12 protein-coding genes and 1 tRNA gene are annotated in these 15,586 nt (G+C 44.2%); 9 read left to right on the top strand and 4 right to left on the bottom strand.

The features are described 5' to 3' along the window. The first annotated feature begins 17 nt into the window (after positions 1-17). Complete coding sequence (locus ACYQ0C_RS04640) at positions 18-5,696, top strand: alpha-2-macroglobulin family protein (protein WP_016277168.1); 5,679 nt, start codon at positions 18-20, stop codon at positions 5,694-5,696. 120 nt (positions 5,697-5,816) lie between these two features. On the opposite strand, the gene ACYQ0C_RS04645 is transcribed toward ACYQ0C_RS04640, so the two are convergent. After that, on the bottom strand, positions 5,817-6,248 hold the full coding sequence (locus ACYQ0C_RS04645; protein WP_016277169.1) for a hypothetical protein: 432 nt from the start codon (positions 6,246-6,248) through the stop codon (positions 5,817-5,819). Between the two features lie 130 nt (positions 6,249-6,378). On the opposite strand from ACYQ0C_RS04645, the gene ACYQ0C_RS04650 reads away from it, so the two are divergent. Then, a complete protein-coding gene (locus tag ACYQ0C_RS04650; RefSeq protein ID WP_016277170.1) occupies positions 6,379-7,455 on the top strand; it encodes a DUF1573 domain-containing protein in 1,077 nt (358 codons plus the stop codon). A 2-nt stretch (positions 7,456-7,457) separates the two neighbouring features. Then, positions 7,458-8,555 (top strand): methylmalonyl Co-A mutase-associated GTPase MeaB, encoded by a 1,098-nt coding sequence (meaB, locus tag ACYQ0C_RS04655; protein WP_016277171.1) that lies wholly within the window; start codon positions 7,458-7,460, stop codon positions 8,553-8,555. Positions 8,556-8,643: 88 nt separating this feature from the next. Here meaB and pfkA read toward each other — a convergent pair whose 3' ends face one another. The 3 genes from pfkA to cmk all read right to left on the bottom strand — a co-directional run bounded on the left by pfkA (position 8,644) and on the right by cmk (position 11,254). After that, positions 8,644-9,624, bottom strand: coding sequence for a 6-phosphofructokinase (gene pfkA / locus ACYQ0C_RS04660; protein ID WP_005845845.1), 981 nt, complete (start codon positions 9,622-9,624; stop codon positions 8,644-8,646). 81 nt (positions 9,625-9,705) lie between these two features. Next, positions 9,706-10,572: a 4-hydroxy-3-methylbut-2-enyl diphosphate reductase gene (locus ACYQ0C_RS04665; RefSeq protein WP_016277172.1), complete on the bottom strand. Its 867-nt coding sequence runs from the start codon at positions 10,570-10,572 to the stop codon at positions 9,706-9,708. Continuing rightward, positions 10,565-11,254, bottom strand: coding sequence for a (d)CMP kinase (gene cmk / locus ACYQ0C_RS04670; RefSeq protein ID WP_016277173.1), 690 nt, complete (start codon positions 11,252-11,254; stop codon positions 10,565-10,567). The genes ACYQ0C_RS04665 and cmk overlap by 8 nt, the downstream gene beginning before the upstream one ends. 187 nt (positions 11,255-11,441) lie before the next feature. Between cmk and ACYQ0C_RS04675 the strand changes: the two genes are divergently transcribed. The 6 genes from ACYQ0C_RS04675 to ACYQ0C_RS04700 all read left to right on the top strand — a co-directional run bounded on the left by ACYQ0C_RS04675 (position 11,442) and on the right by ACYQ0C_RS04700 (position 15,545). Further along, positions 11,442-12,125, top strand: a complete 684-nt coding sequence (locus tag ACYQ0C_RS04675) for an energy transducer TonB (protein ID WP_016277174.1) — start codon at positions 11,442-11,444, stop codon at positions 12,123-12,125. A gap of 80 nt (positions 12,126-12,205) precedes the next feature. Next, the gene (locus ACYQ0C_RS04680) at positions 12,206-13,183 is read left to right on the top strand and encodes a polyprenyl synthetase family protein (protein WP_016277175.1); all 978 of its coding nucleotides are present in this window, start codon (positions 12,206-12,208) and stop codon (positions 13,181-13,183) included. Between the two features lies 1 nt (position 13,184). Continuing rightward, complete coding sequence (locus ACYQ0C_RS04685) at positions 13,185-13,958, top strand: TatD family hydrolase (protein ID WP_016277176.1); 774 nt, start codon at positions 13,185-13,187, stop codon at positions 13,956-13,958. A gap of 169 nt (positions 13,959-14,127) precedes the next feature. Then, positions 14,128-14,215 (top strand) — tRNA-Ser (locus ACYQ0C_RS04690). A gap of 89 nt (positions 14,216-14,304) precedes the next feature. Beyond that, positions 14,305-15,078 (top strand): MotA/TolQ/ExbB proton channel family protein, encoded by a 774-nt coding sequence (locus ACYQ0C_RS04695; RefSeq protein ID WP_016277177.1) that lies wholly within the window; start codon positions 14,305-14,307, stop codon positions 15,076-15,078. An 8-nt stretch (positions 15,079-15,086) separates the two neighbouring features. Beyond that, positions 15,087-15,545 carry a hypothetical protein gene (locus ACYQ0C_RS04700; RefSeq protein WP_016277178.1) on the top strand — a complete coding sequence of 153 codons (459 nt, stop codon included), beginning with the start codon at positions 15,087-15,089 and terminating at the stop codon, positions 15,543-15,545. The last annotated feature ends 41 nt before the right edge of the window (positions 15,546-15,586 follow it).

Consider the following 15,586-nt stretch of genomic DNA (forward strand, 5'->3'; position numbering starts at 1 on the left):
ACTAAAAGATTGCAACTATGAAAATTCGGTATTATTCGTTGATCGTGTTGCTGGTAATGAGCGTATTGGCTCCTATGCAGGCACAGACATACGATAAAATGTGGAAAGAACTGGAGGTATTGGAACAAAAGGATCTGCCCCAATCGGTTATTTCCGAAGCAATGAAAATCTACGATAAAGCAAAAGCGGAACAGAATGTACCGCAAATGATGAAAGCCTATCTCACTGCCATGCAGTACCGTTCCCTTTTAACGCCCGATAGCTTGAAGGTAGATATGAAAGGGCTGGAACAATGGGCTTCCCGAACCGGCAGTGTGGAGGACAAAGCTATATTGTATTCCATTCTGGGGGAAATGACGATGACCGACAGTATAAAAAAAGGATTTGATTATCTGCAATTATCCTTGAAAGACAAAGATAAGTTATTGCTTGTCCCGGTTGAGAAGTTTAAACCTATGGTAAAGGTGGGGGAGGCAAGCAAACGGTATTTCCGTGATAATCTGTACAACCTGCTGGCACGTCGTGCCATACAGATCATGCAGCAGTACAGGTGGCAGGCGGCCTCTAAAGCAAATCAGACAAACAGCCTGCCTGCGGATATGACGGATATGGATCGGTTTGTGACTTATCAGTTTGTCCCCGTCTCTGATTGCGACCTGACAGCAGCTGTCATGCAGACTTATCAGTCCTTGCTGAAAGCATACGATACGGAAACGGAGCGCGAGGGTTGGTTGCTGACCGGGATAGATGCATTGAATTACCTGTACCGCCATTTTTCCGGAAACTTCTCGAATGACGTATGCCAACAGGAACTCCGGAAGTGGATGCATACTTATCCGGCTGTGAAAACAGTTCCTGAAGTTTATCTGGCTTTGGCACAATTCCTACAGTATCAAAATAATCAGGTAGAGCGCTTGCGGATAGTTCGTGAAGGAATAGCCGGATACCCCCGTTACGAAGGGATCAACCAGCTGAAGAATATAGAACGAGAAATTCTGAATGCAAGTCTTTCACTGGAAATAGCTACGGCTTACCCGGGTGAACAGCAGTCGGTGAAGGTAAATTATAAGAACCTTACCGGCATCACCCTGCAACTCTATAAGGTGAATTTACCCGTTACCTCTGCCGTATTGCAGAACCGGACTGCCGGCTTTGAAAGTAAATATGCCCGTTTGCAACGCGAGGAGCATTTTTCTTTGAAACCTACTACAGATTATTTGAATGTCGATACCACCCTGACCATACAGGCTCCGCAAGCGGGAATTTATTTCTTAAAGGCTGTGCCCGATGGCAAGAAGGGCGTTTCGGACGGAACATTGATGTATGTCACCGCTTTAAAGACCATTTACCGTCCGCTGCCGGATGGCGCGTTGGAATTGGTGGTGGTAGATGCAGGGAGCGGACAGCCGGTTTCGGAAGCGGAAGTAACCGTTTATACGGAGAAGGGGGGAGGATATGCTCCCCAACAGACTTATCAGGCGGATAAACAGGGTACGTTGAAACTGGATTTCCTGAAAGGTAAAAGATACGGGTACAATGCACATACGGCGGCTGATAACGCGATGCCCATCTTGAATCTTTGGAAAAACGATTATTACTATCAAGAGAGCAAGAGGAAAGAAGTTTTGCAATTATTTACCGACCGCTCCGTTTACCGTCCCGGTCAAACCGTATATGTATCCGGCTTGGTTTATGAGATGGAAAAGGATTCTACGCGTGTGCTGGCAGATAAAAAATATACGGTATCCCTGTATGATGCGAATAATAATGAAACAGGAAAAGTAGAAGTGAGGACGAATGGGTTTGGCTCATTCAGCGGACAGTTTGTTTTACCCTCTCCTTGCCTGACCGGTTATTTTAGTTTGCGTGCGGCCGATACTTCTGTCAGTTTTAAGGTAGAAGAATATAAACGTCCCACCTTTGATGTCACGTTTGAGCCCGTGAAAGTAGAGTATCAAGCGGGTGACTCTATAGAAGTGGTGGGTATGGCAAAAACTTTTGCCGGTGCACCTGTGCAGCATGCCAGGGTACATTATAGCATATCCCGTTCCTATGCCTGGTTCTGGCGGTTTATGGGCCGAAGCTCAGCCCGTTGGGAAGGAGAGGCAATGACCGATGCGGAAGGTAAGTTCAGCATTCCGGTACATTTTGAAATAGATTCGGACAGGAGAGAATCTCCGTTGTGGTATTATACGTACCACATACAGGCGGATGTGACGGATGGTGCAGGTGAAACACAGCAAGCTAATTTGTCATTGCCTTTAGGAAGCACTTCAATGGTGCTGAATATGGATAATCTGCCCGATAATTGGGTGAAAGAAAAGAAGCCGGAAATAAAACTGACAGCCATGAACCTTTCGGGTGAGCCGGTAGATACTCCGGTCACTTATCAGGTGGTCGAGATGGAGAAGCAGAAAGACGGTCAGGAAAAAGAAGGCAGAAAGGTATTGACCGGTACGGTGCAAGCCAACACGAGTTTTGTTCCTGAGGCTATTTATGCCCTGCCTTCCGGTAATTATCGTTTGAAGCTTTCGGCTAAGGATACGCAGGGCAGAGAGTGTACGGCATCTAAGAATTTCCTTCTGTTCTCCTTGAACGACAAGCGTCCGCCCATCGTGACAACGGATTGGTTCTATCAGGATGGTCTGGAATTTGACGCGGCATCTCCAGCTACTATATATATAGGTAGCAGCGAAAAGAATGTCTATCTGCTTTATGATGTATTTGCAGGGAATAAGCGTTTGGAAAGCAAACGTATACAGCTTTCGGACTCGGTGGCCGGTTTCCGCTTCCCTTATAAGAAAGAATATGGTGACGGCATTCTGGTCAGTCTGGCATTTGTGAAAGACGGAAGACTTTACAGTCATCATGCACAGATCATGAAACCGGCTCCTGAGAAGAAATTACAGTTGAAATGGACTACGTTCCGTGACAAACTCCGTCCGGGACAGCAAGAGGAATGGAAACTGACGGTGCTTTATCCGGACGGGCGCCCGGCTGAGGCTGAAATGCTGGCTACCATGTATGATGCTTCGCTGGATAAGATCTATAGTGCACATCGGCTGGACTTCAGACCGGATTTTCATTATGTGGCTCCATTGACTTATTGGAATACATCTTCTATGCGGAACGCCTATTTGTATGTTCATTTCCCGTTGAAGATGCTTCGTGAGGCTTCTTTGAAATATAGTGAATTGCTGGTTCCGTCCACAGGAAGAATGGAAGCTATGGTGGTAGGCTATGGAGGCATGCCTCGTGCCGCTCTTACAGGAGCAGTGAAGATGAAAGGTACGAGTGTCGCAAATTCTGTGATGAAACAAGAGGCTGTTACTGATATGGTGCTTCAGGAAGAAATGGTAGAAATGTCTGCACTGGAAAATGCAGAAATGGGCAGTTCTGAAGAACTGGCAGAAACGGGCGATATACAGATACGTGAAAACTTTGCGGAAACGGCATTCTTCTACCCACAGCTTCGCACCAATGAAAAAGGAGAGGTAAGTATTTCCTTTGTACTGCCCGAAAGCCTTACCCGATGGAAGTTTATGGGCTTGGCACATACCCGGAATGTGGATTATGGAAAGATAGAGGCTACCGCTACTGCCAGCAAGGAGTTTATGCTTCAGCCTAATATGCCCCGCTTTGTCCGCGTGGGAGATAAGGCGAATATTGCCGCTTCACTGATGAACCTGTCGGACAAGGGAGTGAAAGGGATTGTCCGCATGGAATTGTTCAATCCGGAAACAGAAAAGGTATTCTATTCACAAAAACAGAAGTTTGATGTGAAGGGAGGAGAAACCGGGCATGTGAACTTTACTTTTGAAGTGAGTGACAAATATGCGGTAATGGCATGCCGGATGGTAGCGGATGGAGATACTTTCAGTGATGGAGAACAGCGTTACATCCCCGTACTGACAGACAAACAGTGGGTGACGGAAACCATTCCTCTGAACGTGAATGGGGAAGGTGTGCATACGTTCTCTTTGGAAAATCTGTTTAACAAGCATAGCAAAACGGCTTCCGGACAACGGTTGACCGTGGAATTTACTGCCAATCCGGCTTGGTATGCCGTGCAGGCTTTGCCTGTAGTGGCTCATCCTCAGAATGAAGATGCACTTTCCTGGGCTACAGCTTATTATGCCAATTCATTGGCTGCGTTTATAGTCAAAGAAAATCCCCGTATCAAGCAGGTCTTTGATAGCTGGAAGGCCCAAGGTGGCACGAAGGAGACTTTTATGAGCAATCTGCAAAAGAATCAGGAATTGAAAAATATCCTGCTGGCTGAAACTCCCTGGTTGACAGAAGCTACCAATGAAGCCGAACAAAAACAGCGTATCGCCACTTTGTTTGACCTGAATACAATGAATAGCCAACTGGCTGTTTCTGTAGAGAAACTGGGAGAATTGCAAAATGCCGATGGCGCATGGAGTTGGTATAAAGGTATGCAAGGCAGCCGCTATGTAACCACTCAGGTAATGGAAATGCTTGTCCGGCTGAATGCATTGACTCATCAGGAGGCTGACAGCCGGGTGCAGCCTATGATTCAAAAAGGGTTCGGGTATTTAGGCAAGCAGGTGGCGCAGGAGTATCAGTCCATGAAAGAAGCTGAAAAGAAAGGAGCCGTCGGTATCCGTCCGTCCGAACAGGTGCTCAGGTATTTGTATGTCTGCGCTTTGGATGGCAAGGCTCCGGTTGATAAAAAGGTGAATCGGTATTTCATAGACAAGTTGTCCGGTGAGGGAAAAGAACTGACCATTTATGGAAAGGCGTTGGGAGCTATCATCTTGCAGCAAGCTGGTAAGGTGGCAGAAGCCAAGCTGTTTATGCAGTCATTGATGGAATATTCTGTTGTGACGGATGAAATGGGACGTTACTTTGATACTCCTAAAGCCCGATATTCATGGTTCAGTTATAAAATCCCGACTGAAGTGGCTGCTATGGAAGCTATACAGCGTATAACCAAAGATACGAAAGCAATCGATGAAATGAAACGCTGGCTGTTGAAGCAGAAACAGACACAGACTTGGGAAACACCGATAGCCACGGCTGATGCGGTGTATGCATTGATGGCTACAGGGGTTTCGGATTTATTGGCGAATACAGGAGGAGTAGAGATTACGTTGGGTAAAGAAGTGATCCGGACTCCGGCGGATGATGCCATCGGTTATATCAAGAAGACGGTGTCCGGTGAGGTGATGAATATCAAGAAAGTAAGGGTGGATAAAGAAGGAGCCGGAATGGGTTGGGGAGCCGTTTATGCCCAATATCTGGAAAGTATGGATCAAATTAGCGGGCAGGAAAACGGATTGTCTGTCAGCCGCCGGTTATATAAAGGGGATGAAGCTTTGAATGAATCAGCTTCGTTAAAGGTGGGCGATAAGATTACCGTTCGCCTGACTGTAAAGGCCGACCGTGATATGGATTTTGTTCAGATCAAGGATGACCGCGCGGCTTGTATGGAACCGTTACAGGCAGTTTCGGGCTTCCGTTGGAGCAACGGGCTGGGATATTATCAGGCTACCAAAGATGCTTCGACTCAGTTCTTTATCGATCAGATGAGAAAAGGAACATACGTGATAGAATATCAGGTGTATATGAACCGGACAGGAGAATATCAGGCGGGAATGGCGACTGTACAGTCTGCTTATGCTCCGGAGTTCGGAGGGCATACGGCAGGATACCGGGTGATAGTGAAATAAGGAAACAGGTTGTCTTGGGGCAACTGTGTGATTTCAGAAAAAAAGTAAGTTATCTTCATCGGGCATTTAAGTTATCTTCATCGGCAAAGTTAGTTATCTTACTTTGCCGATGAAGATAACTTACTTTTTTCTCACACTTCTGCCATCTATCCATTCCAGCCTGATGTCAAATCCATCTTCTGCCGTGCCATAGAAATAGCGGCCGGAAACGGACGGGTATCTGATGATGAAACGATAGTTGTCATTATAGAAAAGATACAGCCATCCATCGCGTATTTCCCAATCAAACTTATATATCCTATAAAGTTCATCGTCATAATAGCAACGCTCTTCTGTGCCTACACCATGATCTGAAGAAGCCCCCGAGGTGAATGTGATATAACTGTAAAGAGGTTCTCCGTATGGATCTTCAAATCCTAGATCTCCATACCAGGTCTTACCATACATCCCTGAAATATCAAAGCCTCTTTCCTCATCACTTTCACACGAAGAGAAGCCGATCATTGCAATCAGTGCAACGGCAATGAACCAGTAGTGTTTTACTATTTTCATAATTTATCTGATTTTTAATGAGGGGCAAAGATAAGTGTTATTCATAAGATAAAATAAATTATAGGCTGAAAAAATGGGTAAAGGATGTTTTTTATCTATCTTTGCTATCTAAAAAGCATAAAATAATTGTATGAAACATATTTCACTGATAGTAAGTCTGCTACTGGCTGTAGCCTTGGGAGTACAGGCGCAACCCAAAGCATTATTTGATAAGACAACGCATGAGTTTGGAACCATTTTATGGAAAAATCCGGTGACGGCCATCTTTAAAATCACCAATAAAGGAGACAAGCCTTTAGTGATATCCAATGTGACCACTTCTTGTGGATGCACGGTTGCCGATTGGACTAAAGAACCCATTGCGCCGGGAAAGACCGGGATTGTAAGTTCCACGTTCGACGCCAAGGCCATCGGACGTTTCCAAAAGAGCGTAGGTATTTATTGCAACGCTTCCACTAAGCCCATCTACCTGGCCATTCGTGGAGAAGTGACTGCCGATCCTAAAAACTATACTTTCACTCATCCTTATCAAATCGGCGCTATTCGTCTGGACAAGGAGGAAATAGAGTTTGAAGATGCCAATAAAGGAGATAAACCGACAATGGAATTGCTGGTTGCCAATACTTCAGACAAGCTGTATACCCCTGTGTTGATGCATTTGCCTCCTTACCTCAGTGCCGTTGCCACTCCGGAAAAACTGGGAAGAGGGCGTACGGGTAAAATCAAGATTACTCTGGATACGGAGAAGCTGCCTAAACTGGGTTTGACAACGGCTTCTGTTTATCTGTCCCGCTTCCCGGGAGACAAGGTGGGAGAGGAAAATGAAATTCCGGTCTCTGCCGTGTTATTGCCTGATTTCTCGCATATCAGCCAGCAGGAACGTCTGAATCCTCCTGCGATCCATCTTTCTGCCCAAGAATTACAGATGGGGGCATTGGCGGGTGATGAAAAGAAGGCGTATACCATTATTGTGAAGAATGTAGGAAAATCCAATCTGGAGATCCGCGACTTGCAGGTGTTCAATTCTGCTTTAGGGGTCCAGCTGAAGAAACGTGTCTTGAAACCGGGTGCATCTACCAAGTTGAAGATTACCGCTTTCGGTCAAAACTTGAAGAAAGTAAAGGGTACTCCGCGTGTTTTGATGATAACCAATGATCCTAACAATCCGAAGATAATTATTAAAGTAAAAGTAACCTCAAAAAAATAGCTATGGAACATCCTGAAAATAGTGAAGAATATAAGGGATTGACTGTAAATAAAGGCATTGAGCAGCCATCCATTGTGAATCCTTATTTGAAACTGCGTAAGAAACCCCGTCGTCGCGAGTTTTCTGTAGACGAATATGTAGAGGGCATTGTAAAGGGTGATGTGACCGTATTGAGTCAGGCGGTTACTTTGGTGGAGAGTGTGAAACCGGAACATCAGGCTATTGCCCAGGAAGTGATAGAGAAGTGTCTTCCTTATTCGGGAAAGTCGATGCGTATCGGTATCAGCGGGGTGCCCGGTGCAGGAAAAAGTACATCGATTGATGTTTTCGGGTTGCATGTGCTTGAAAAGGGGGGGAAGCTGGCTGTGCTGGCCATTGACCCTAGCAGTGAGCGTTCTAAAGGCAGTATTTTGGGAGACAAGACTCGTATGGAGAAGTTATCTGTTCATCCGAAGTCTTTTATACGGCCTAGTCCGTCGGCCGGTTCGTTGGGAGGAGTGGCCCGTAAGACTCGTGAGACGATCATACTTTGTGAGGCGGCGGGATTTGATAAGATTTTTGTAGAGACGGTTGGAGTAGGGCAGAGTGAAACGGCTGTACATTCCATGGTGGATTTCTTTTTATTGATTCAACTGGCCGGTACGGGTGATGAGTTGCAGGGGATTAAGAGAGGGATTATGGAAATGGCAGATGGAATTGTGATCAATAAAGCCGATGGCAGCAATATTGAGAAAGCGAAACTGGCTGCCAGTCATTTCCGCAATGCGTTGCATTTGTTTCCTGCCCCCGATTCAGGCTGGAGTCCTAAAGTGATGACGTATTCCGGTTTCTATGGCATTGGAATCAAGGAGATCTGGGATATGATTGATGAATACTTCGCTTTTGTGAAAGCGAACGGTTATTTTGAATACCGTAGAAATGAACAGGCCAAGTACTGGATGTATGAGTCTATCAACGAGCATTTGCGTGATAGTTTCTATAACAATGAAAAGATCGTTTCGATGTTGGCTGTCAAAGAGGAAGAGGTACTAAAGGGTAAACTGACTTCGTTTGTTGCTGCCAAAAAGTTATTGGATGCTTATTTCTCAACCTTGAAATAAGGCTTTTCTATCACAGATAACACAAAAAACGCAGATTATAATTATTCATTTAATCTGCGTTTTTTGTGTTATCTGTGGTGAATGAAAATTAGATGGAAAGTTCGTGAAGTACGTTCACCAATTCCCTGTCTATAGGCTTGTCGTTCTTTATAGCCTTAGCGAAAGGTACATAAACGATTTTATCGTCATCAATACCAATCATCACATTACGCTGTCCTTCCAACAGTGCCTGGATGCTGGCCACTCCCATACGGCTGGCAATGATCCGGTCGTGTGCGGTGGGGCGTCCGCCACGCTGCAAGTGTCCTAATATAGTTACACGCACATCGTATTGCGGATATTCGTTCTTCACACGTTCGGCATAGTGCATGGCACCTCCGGTCAGTTCGCTTTCGGCTACCAGTACGATACTGCTGCTCTTGGACTTCCGGAAACCATGTTCGATGAATTCTTCCAGTTGGTCAACTTCTGTACTGAACTCCGGAATAATGGCTGCTTCCGCACCTGCGGCAATGGCACCGTTCAATGCCAGAAAACCGGCATCACGTCCCATTACTTCGACAAAGAACAAACGTTCGTGAGAAGTTGCCGTATCACGGATCTTGTCTACTGCATCCAGAATGGTGTTCAAGGCTGTGTCATAACCGATGGTGGTATCGGTTCCGTACAGGTCGTTGTCAATCGTTCCGGGCAGACCGATACAAGGAACATCGAATTCTTGTGCGAAAATACGTGCACCAGTCAACGAACCGTCACCGCCTATAATGACTAAAGCGTCGATTTCATGTTTCTTCATGTTTTCGTAAGCTTGTGCCCGTCCTTCGGGAGTGGTGAATTCTTTGCAGCGGGCGGTCTTTAGAATGGTACCTCCCATTTGTATGATGTTACTGACATTCTGACTCTTGAATTCCTGAATTTCATCTGTTACCAATCCTTTGTAACCTCTATAAATGCCATATACTTTCAAGCCGTTATAGATGGCAGAACGTGTCACTGCCCGGATGGCAGCGTTCATTCCCGGAGCGTCTCCTCCGGAGGTTAAAATACCAATGCTTTTAATCGTTCCCATAAATACCCATTTTAATATTTTTATGTCGCAAAGTTAACAAATTATCAGTTGGACAACGATAATTTTCTATTTTTTATTGGTCTATTTTTCGTTTAAGATAGCTTTTTTACATTCTTCCATCAGCCATTTGGGAGTGGAAGTCGCTCCACAAATGCCGATAGAACGGACGTTCTCCAGCAAGTTCCGGTCTATTTCCTCCGGCTGGTCAATGAGGTATGAATTCGGGTTGACCTTTTTGCATTCCTGATATAAGATTTTTCCGTTCGAACTTTTTCGTCCGCAGACAAAGAATATCAGATCATGCGCTGCTGCGAACTTGCGGATGTTAGGCATCCGGTTGGCCACTTGCCGGCAGATGGTGTCGTAATATTCAAAAGTGGCATCGGGTGAGATATGCTCCTTGATATATTCTATAATCTGCCAGAACTCTTCCAAAGATTTGGTAGTCTGGGAATACAGGCGGATGTCTTTGCTGAAGTCCAGATGGGCGGCTTCGGCGGGCGTTTCTATGACAATTGCTTTTCCATGGGTCTGTCCTACCAGCCCCAATACCTCGGCATGACCGTTCTTGCCATAAATCACGATTTGTGTGTCTTGATTTACCGGAACATTGTCATACTCCTGTTTGATGCGCTTTTGAAGGCGCAATACCACCGGACAGGTGGCGTCAATGATCTCGATGTTGTTGGTACGGGCCGTGGCGTATGTCTCGGGAGGCTCCCCATGTGCACGCAACAGTACTTTGGCGTCGTGCAATTGGGCAAACTCTTCGTGATTGATCGTGATAAGTCCCATCTTTTTCAGCCGTTCGCATTCCTGTCCGTTGTGCACAATGTCTCCCAGGCAATAAAGGGTGTTTCCTTTTGCCAGCTCTTCTTCTGCTTTACGGATAGCGGTGGTGACTCCGAAGCAGAAACCTGATCCTTCGTCTATCTCTATGTTAACCATTTATCGCTGCTTGAAATTTTTCGGTCAGCCACTGTTTCTGCTCGGCAATGCTCATGTGGCTGTTGTCTAACAAGATAGCGTCATCCGCCTGCCGTAGCGGGCTTACCTCACGAGTCTGGTCTATACGGTCGCGTTCCTCCACATTCTCCAGAATCTTTTCATAAGAGGCCTCTTGTCCTTTACTTCTCAATTCATCATAACGGCGCTGTGCGCGTATGGCGGCCGAGGCAGTTACAAATATTTTCAGTTCGGCATCGGGGAAAACAACGGTTCCGATGTCTCTTCCGTCCATGACAATTCCTTTGGCCTTTCCCATTTCCTGTTGTTGTTTCACCAAAGCCTCGCGTACAAACCCTAAGGCGGCGACGGGGCTTACATGAGAGGAAACCTCCATGCTGCGGATGGCCTCTTCCACATTTGTGCCGTTCAGGAAAGTCATGGGACGTTGTGTCTCCGGATTCAACCGGAATGAAATATGTATATCGGGCATCGCTGCTTTTAAAGCTTCGGTTTCGATGCCTTTTTCCGTAAAGAACCCTTTCTGCAAACTATATAATGTAACAGCGCGATACATGGCGCCACTATCAATATAAATGTATCCTATCTCACGTGCCAGGTTTTTGGCCATGGTGCTTTTACCACACGATGAATAGCCGTCAATGGCAATAGTTATTTTCTTCATATATAATTAATGTATAAGTGACTACTAAAAAACGGTTCAAAGATAGGCAAAAGTTGGGTGTATGTCTATGAAATAGAGTGAAAATAAAATGAATTAGCATATTTTTCATGTGAAAATACTTTTTATTTAAAAGATTTGTGTTACATTTGCCCTCAGTGAGAAACACTTAATTTTTAAAACACAATTTATGGAAATTAAAAAATCGCCCAAAGCAGATCTCGAAGGTAAAAAAAGTACCTGGCTGCTTATCGGTTATGTGTTTATCCTTGCTCTCATGTTTGTAGCTTTCGAATGGACTGATCGCGATAAACAAGTGACTACGGATACAGGTATAACTGATGTCGTATTTGAAGAAGAAATTATTCCTATCACGGAACAGGAACAGAAGCAAGCTCCTCCTCCTCCCGAGGCTCCTAAAGTAGAAGAAGTGCTTCAGATTGTTGAAAACGATGCTAAAGTAGAAGAAACTACGATTCAGGCTTCAGAAGAAACCGGTCAGGCTGTAGAAGTTAAATACGTTCCGGTAGAAGTTGAAGAAGAAGAACCCGAAGAACAACAAATTTTCCAGGTGGTAGAAGAAATGCCTGAATTCCCCGGTGGTATGGCTGAATGTTTGAAGTTCTTAGGTAAGAATATTAAATATCCCACTATTTCTCAGGAAAACGGTGTGCAAGGTAAGGTTATCGTTCAGTTTGTTGTGAACAAGGACGGTTCTATCGTTGACCCGGTGGTTGTACGTAGTGTAGACCCTTACTTGGATAAGGAAGCTCTCCGCGTAATCAAGACCATGCCGAAATGGAAACCTGGAAAACAACGTGGTAAGGCTGTACGTGTGAAATATACAGTGCCTGTAACTTTCAAATTACAGTAATAAAATACTTCAATATCTTAATTGAGAGGCTGCCCTAAAGCAGCCTCTTTTTCTAGTAACCCCTTAATCAAAATCATCTTATGGCTTTTTCTGCAGAACAATTATTGGATAAGGTAAATGCATACCTTGCTACAATGCCCTATGTGCGTGAACCGAAAGGATTATATGCTCCTATAGAATACGTCCTTTCGTTAGGTGGCAAACGTATACGACCTGTTTTAATGTTACTTTCCTATCAGCTTTATAAAGAAAATGTGGAGGATATCCTATCGCAGGCGGCAGGCATAGAAACGTATCATAATTATACATTGTTGCACGATGATTTGATGGATCGTGCGGATATGCGCAGAAACAAGCCTACCGTGCATAAGGTGTGGGATGAGAATACGGCTATTCTTTCGGGGGATGCCATGCTGGTGTTGGCTTACCGGCTGATGAACAATTGCCCGGATCGCTATTTAAAGCAAGTGATGGATATTTTCAGTCAGACCGCTCTGGAAATCTGTGAAGGACAGCAGTGGGATATGGAATTTGAGACGCGCAATGATGTTACCGTATCTGAATATATCGAGATGATTCGTCTGAAGACCTCTGTGCTTTTGTCCGCCGCGTTAAAAATAGGTGCAGTGCTGGGGGACGCTCCGGAAGATGAGGCGCAAAAGCTGTACGACTTCGGCATTAAGATGGGATTGGCCTTCCAGTTGCAGGATGATTTTCTGGATGTGTATGGAGACCCGAAGGTATTCGGAAAGAATATCGGAGGAGATATTTTATGCAACAAAAAGACGTTTATGCTGATTAATGCCTTGGCTTTGGCTGACGGACAGCAACGGGAGGAACTGGAAAAATGGATATCGTGCACCGATTTCTGTCCGGAAGAAAAAATTAGGGCTGTGACGAAGCTTTATGACAAGATCGGAATCGGCAGGATTTGTGAGGAGAAGATCAACGAATATTATGCTGAAGGGCTTTCTTTATTGGAAAGCATAGCTATGCCTTCCGGGAAAAAAGAAGAATTGAAATCTTTTGTTTGCCATTTGATGAATAGAAAAGTGTGATATGATTGATACACATTCCCATCTGTTTGCTGAAGAGTTTGCGGAAGATTTGCCGGCAGTGATAGAACGTGCCAGAGCTACCGGAGTTTCTAAAGTCTTCATGCCGAATATTGATGACACTACCATAGAAGCGATGCTGGGCGTTTGTACGGCATATCAGGGATATTGTTTCCCTATGATCGGATTTCATCCGACTTCTGTTGATGCAGATTCGTTATCCCGTATTCATGGAATGAAAAAAATGCTTTCCGATGAACATCCTTTTATAGCTATAGGAGAGGTGGGGATGGATTTGTATTGGGACAAAACTTATTTGAAAGAACAACAGAAGGTATTGGATATACAGATCCAGTGGGCGTTGGAGTATCATTTGCCTTTGGTGCTGCATTGCCGTGAAGCTTTTCCTGAGTTGTTTGAAGTAATGGAGCCTTACCGGACGACAGAGTTAAGCGGAGTCTTCCATAGTTTCACGGGAACGCAGGAAGAGGCTGAGAGAGTTTTGGAGTATGCTCATTTTGTGATTGGGATAAATGGGGTTGTTACCTTTAAAAAAAGCACTCTGCCCGGAATCCTGACGCATATTCCTCTGGATAGGATTGTTCTTGAGACGGACGCTCCCTATCTGGCTCCGACCCCTTTCAGAGGGAAACGGAACGAGTCCTCCTATATAAAGAATGTAGCCGTGAAACTTGCTGAAATTTATGCTGTGGATTTTGAATACATTGACAGAACCACTACCAATAATGCTTTAAAAGTGTTCAAAATGGCTGAATAAGTTTTTAAAGTTTATTAATTTTGATGAGTAATTTCAATAATGACAGGGTTAATTCTGCGTAAGACGAAAAAAAAGAATACATTTGTAGCTGAAATCGCTTGCAATTCCCGATTTTCTTTGTAATTTGCACCCGATTTTAAAAAAGATAGTATTGTGTAGCCCGAAATAAGGAGAGATGCTCGAGTGGTTGAAGAGGCACGCCTGGAAAGCGTGTAAACGTCAAAAGTGTTTCGCGGGTTCGAATCCCGCTCTCTCCGCCGTTGTTATGGAAAGCACAAAAAGCAGGAAAACAATTAAAACAAATAAATAACAATTAATTAATTAATCTTAAAAAATTAGACACACAATGAAAAAGTTATTTGCAATTCTTGCAGTGATGGGAGTCCTTACTTTAGGATCAGTTCAGCCTATTATGGCTCAAGACGCAGCTCCGGCTCAAACAGAACAGACTACTGAAGCAGCAGTAGTTGAAGAAGGTGGTGGTCTTCACAAAGAGTTAAAGACTAAATTTATTGAAGGTTCTGCTGACTTTATGTCATTGGTAGCCATCGCATTGGTTTTAGGTTTGGCTTTCTGTATTGAACGTATCATTTATTTAAGTTTGGCTGAAGTGAACACAAAGAAGTTGATGGCTAACATCGAAGCTGCTTTGGAAAAAGGTGATGTTGAAGCTGCTAAGACAGTATGTCGTAACACTCGCGGTCCTGTCGCTTCTATTTGCTATCAGGGCTTGATGAGAATCGACGAAGGCGTTGACGTAGTTGAACGTTCTGTTGTTTCTTACGGTGGTGTTCAGGCAGGTTACCTTGAAAAAGGATGCTCTTGGATTACATTGTTTATCGCCATGGCTCCGTCTTTGGGATTCTTGGGTACTGTAATCGGTATGGTTATGGCGTTCGATAAGATCCAACAGGCTGGTGATATTTCTCCGACAGTTGTAGCTGGTGGTATGAAGGTGGCTTTGATTACTACTATCTTCGGTTTGGTTGTAGCATTGATCCTTCAGGTATTCTATAACTACATCCTTTCTAAGATTGAAGCTATCACAAGCCAGATGGAAGATTCTTCTATCACTTTGCTTGACATGATCATGAAATATAACTTGAAATACAAAAAATAATTAGAACAATGGCTAAGTTATCATATAAAATGTCCTACTATGCATTATATGTCTGCATTGCATTGATTTTGGTGGTGCTGGGCATGTTCTACTTCGTGGGATATAATAATCCGGTCGGGGAATACAATGAACCGGCTCATACAGAAACATTGATATACTTGATGTATGCAATGTTTGGTATTTGCGTTGCTGTTACCCTAATTGGTGCTATTGCACAGTTTGGCGCTGCATTAAGAGATAATCCGAAAAGTGCCATCAAATCTTTGTTGGGTATCGTATTATTGGTTGTAGTATTGGTAGTTTCTTACTCTATGGGTTCGGATGCTACTGTTATGACTGGTACAGGTCCTTATACTGATGCTTTCTGGTTGAAAATAACTGATATGCTGATCTATTCTATCTATTTCTTGTTTGGAGTTGCAGCTGTCGGTACTTTGATCAACCTGTCTGGTATCTTTAAGAAATAATATTATCTCATTGATATTTAACAATTAAAAAACGAAGTAAG

The sequence above is a fragment of the Phocaeicola sartorii JCM 17136 = DSM 21941 genome, from assembly GCF_054653615.1.

Excerpts from the sequence above, each read along its gene's own strand:
- ACYQ0C_RS04640 (WP_016277168.1), top strand. The coding sequence starts at position 18 with ATGAAAATTCGGTATTATTCGTTGATCGTGTTGCTGGTAATGAGCGTA.
- ACYQ0C_RS04645 (WP_016277169.1), bottom strand. The coding sequence starts at position 6,248 with ATGAAAATAGTAAAACACTACTGGTTCATTGCCGTTGCACTGATTGCA.
- ACYQ0C_RS04650 (WP_016277170.1), top strand. The coding sequence starts at position 6,379 with ATGAAACATATTTCACTGATAGTAAGTCTGCTACTGGCTGTAGCCTTG.
- meaB (WP_016277171.1), top strand. The coding sequence starts at position 7,458 with ATGGAACATCCTGAAAATAGTGAAGAATATAAGGGATTGACTGTAAAT.
- pfkA (WP_005845845.1), bottom strand. The coding sequence starts at position 9,624 with ATGGGAACGATTAAAAGCATTGGTATTTTAACCTCCGGAGGAGACGCT.
- ACYQ0C_RS04665 (WP_016277172.1), bottom strand. The coding sequence starts at position 10,572 with ATGGTTAACATAGAGATAGACGAAGGATCAGGTTTCTGCTTCGGAGTC.
- cmk (WP_016277173.1), bottom strand. The coding sequence starts at position 11,254 with ATGAAGAAAATAACTATTGCCATTGACGGCTATTCATCGTGTGGTAAA.
- ACYQ0C_RS04675 (WP_016277174.1), top strand. The coding sequence starts at position 11,442 with ATGGAAATTAAAAAATCGCCCAAAGCAGATCTCGAAGGTAAAAAAAGT.
- ACYQ0C_RS04680 (WP_016277175.1), top strand. The coding sequence starts at position 12,206 with ATGGCTTTTTCTGCAGAACAATTATTGGATAAGGTAAATGCATACCTT.
- ACYQ0C_RS04685 (WP_016277176.1), top strand. The coding sequence starts at position 13,185 with ATGATTGATACACATTCCCATCTGTTTGCTGAAGAGTTTGCGGAAGAT.
- ACYQ0C_RS04695 (WP_016277177.1), top strand. The coding sequence starts at position 14,305 with ATGAAAAAGTTATTTGCAATTCTTGCAGTGATGGGAGTCCTTACTTTA.
- ACYQ0C_RS04700 (WP_016277178.1), top strand. The coding sequence starts at position 15,087 with ATGGCTAAGTTATCATATAAAATGTCCTACTATGCATTATATGTCTGC.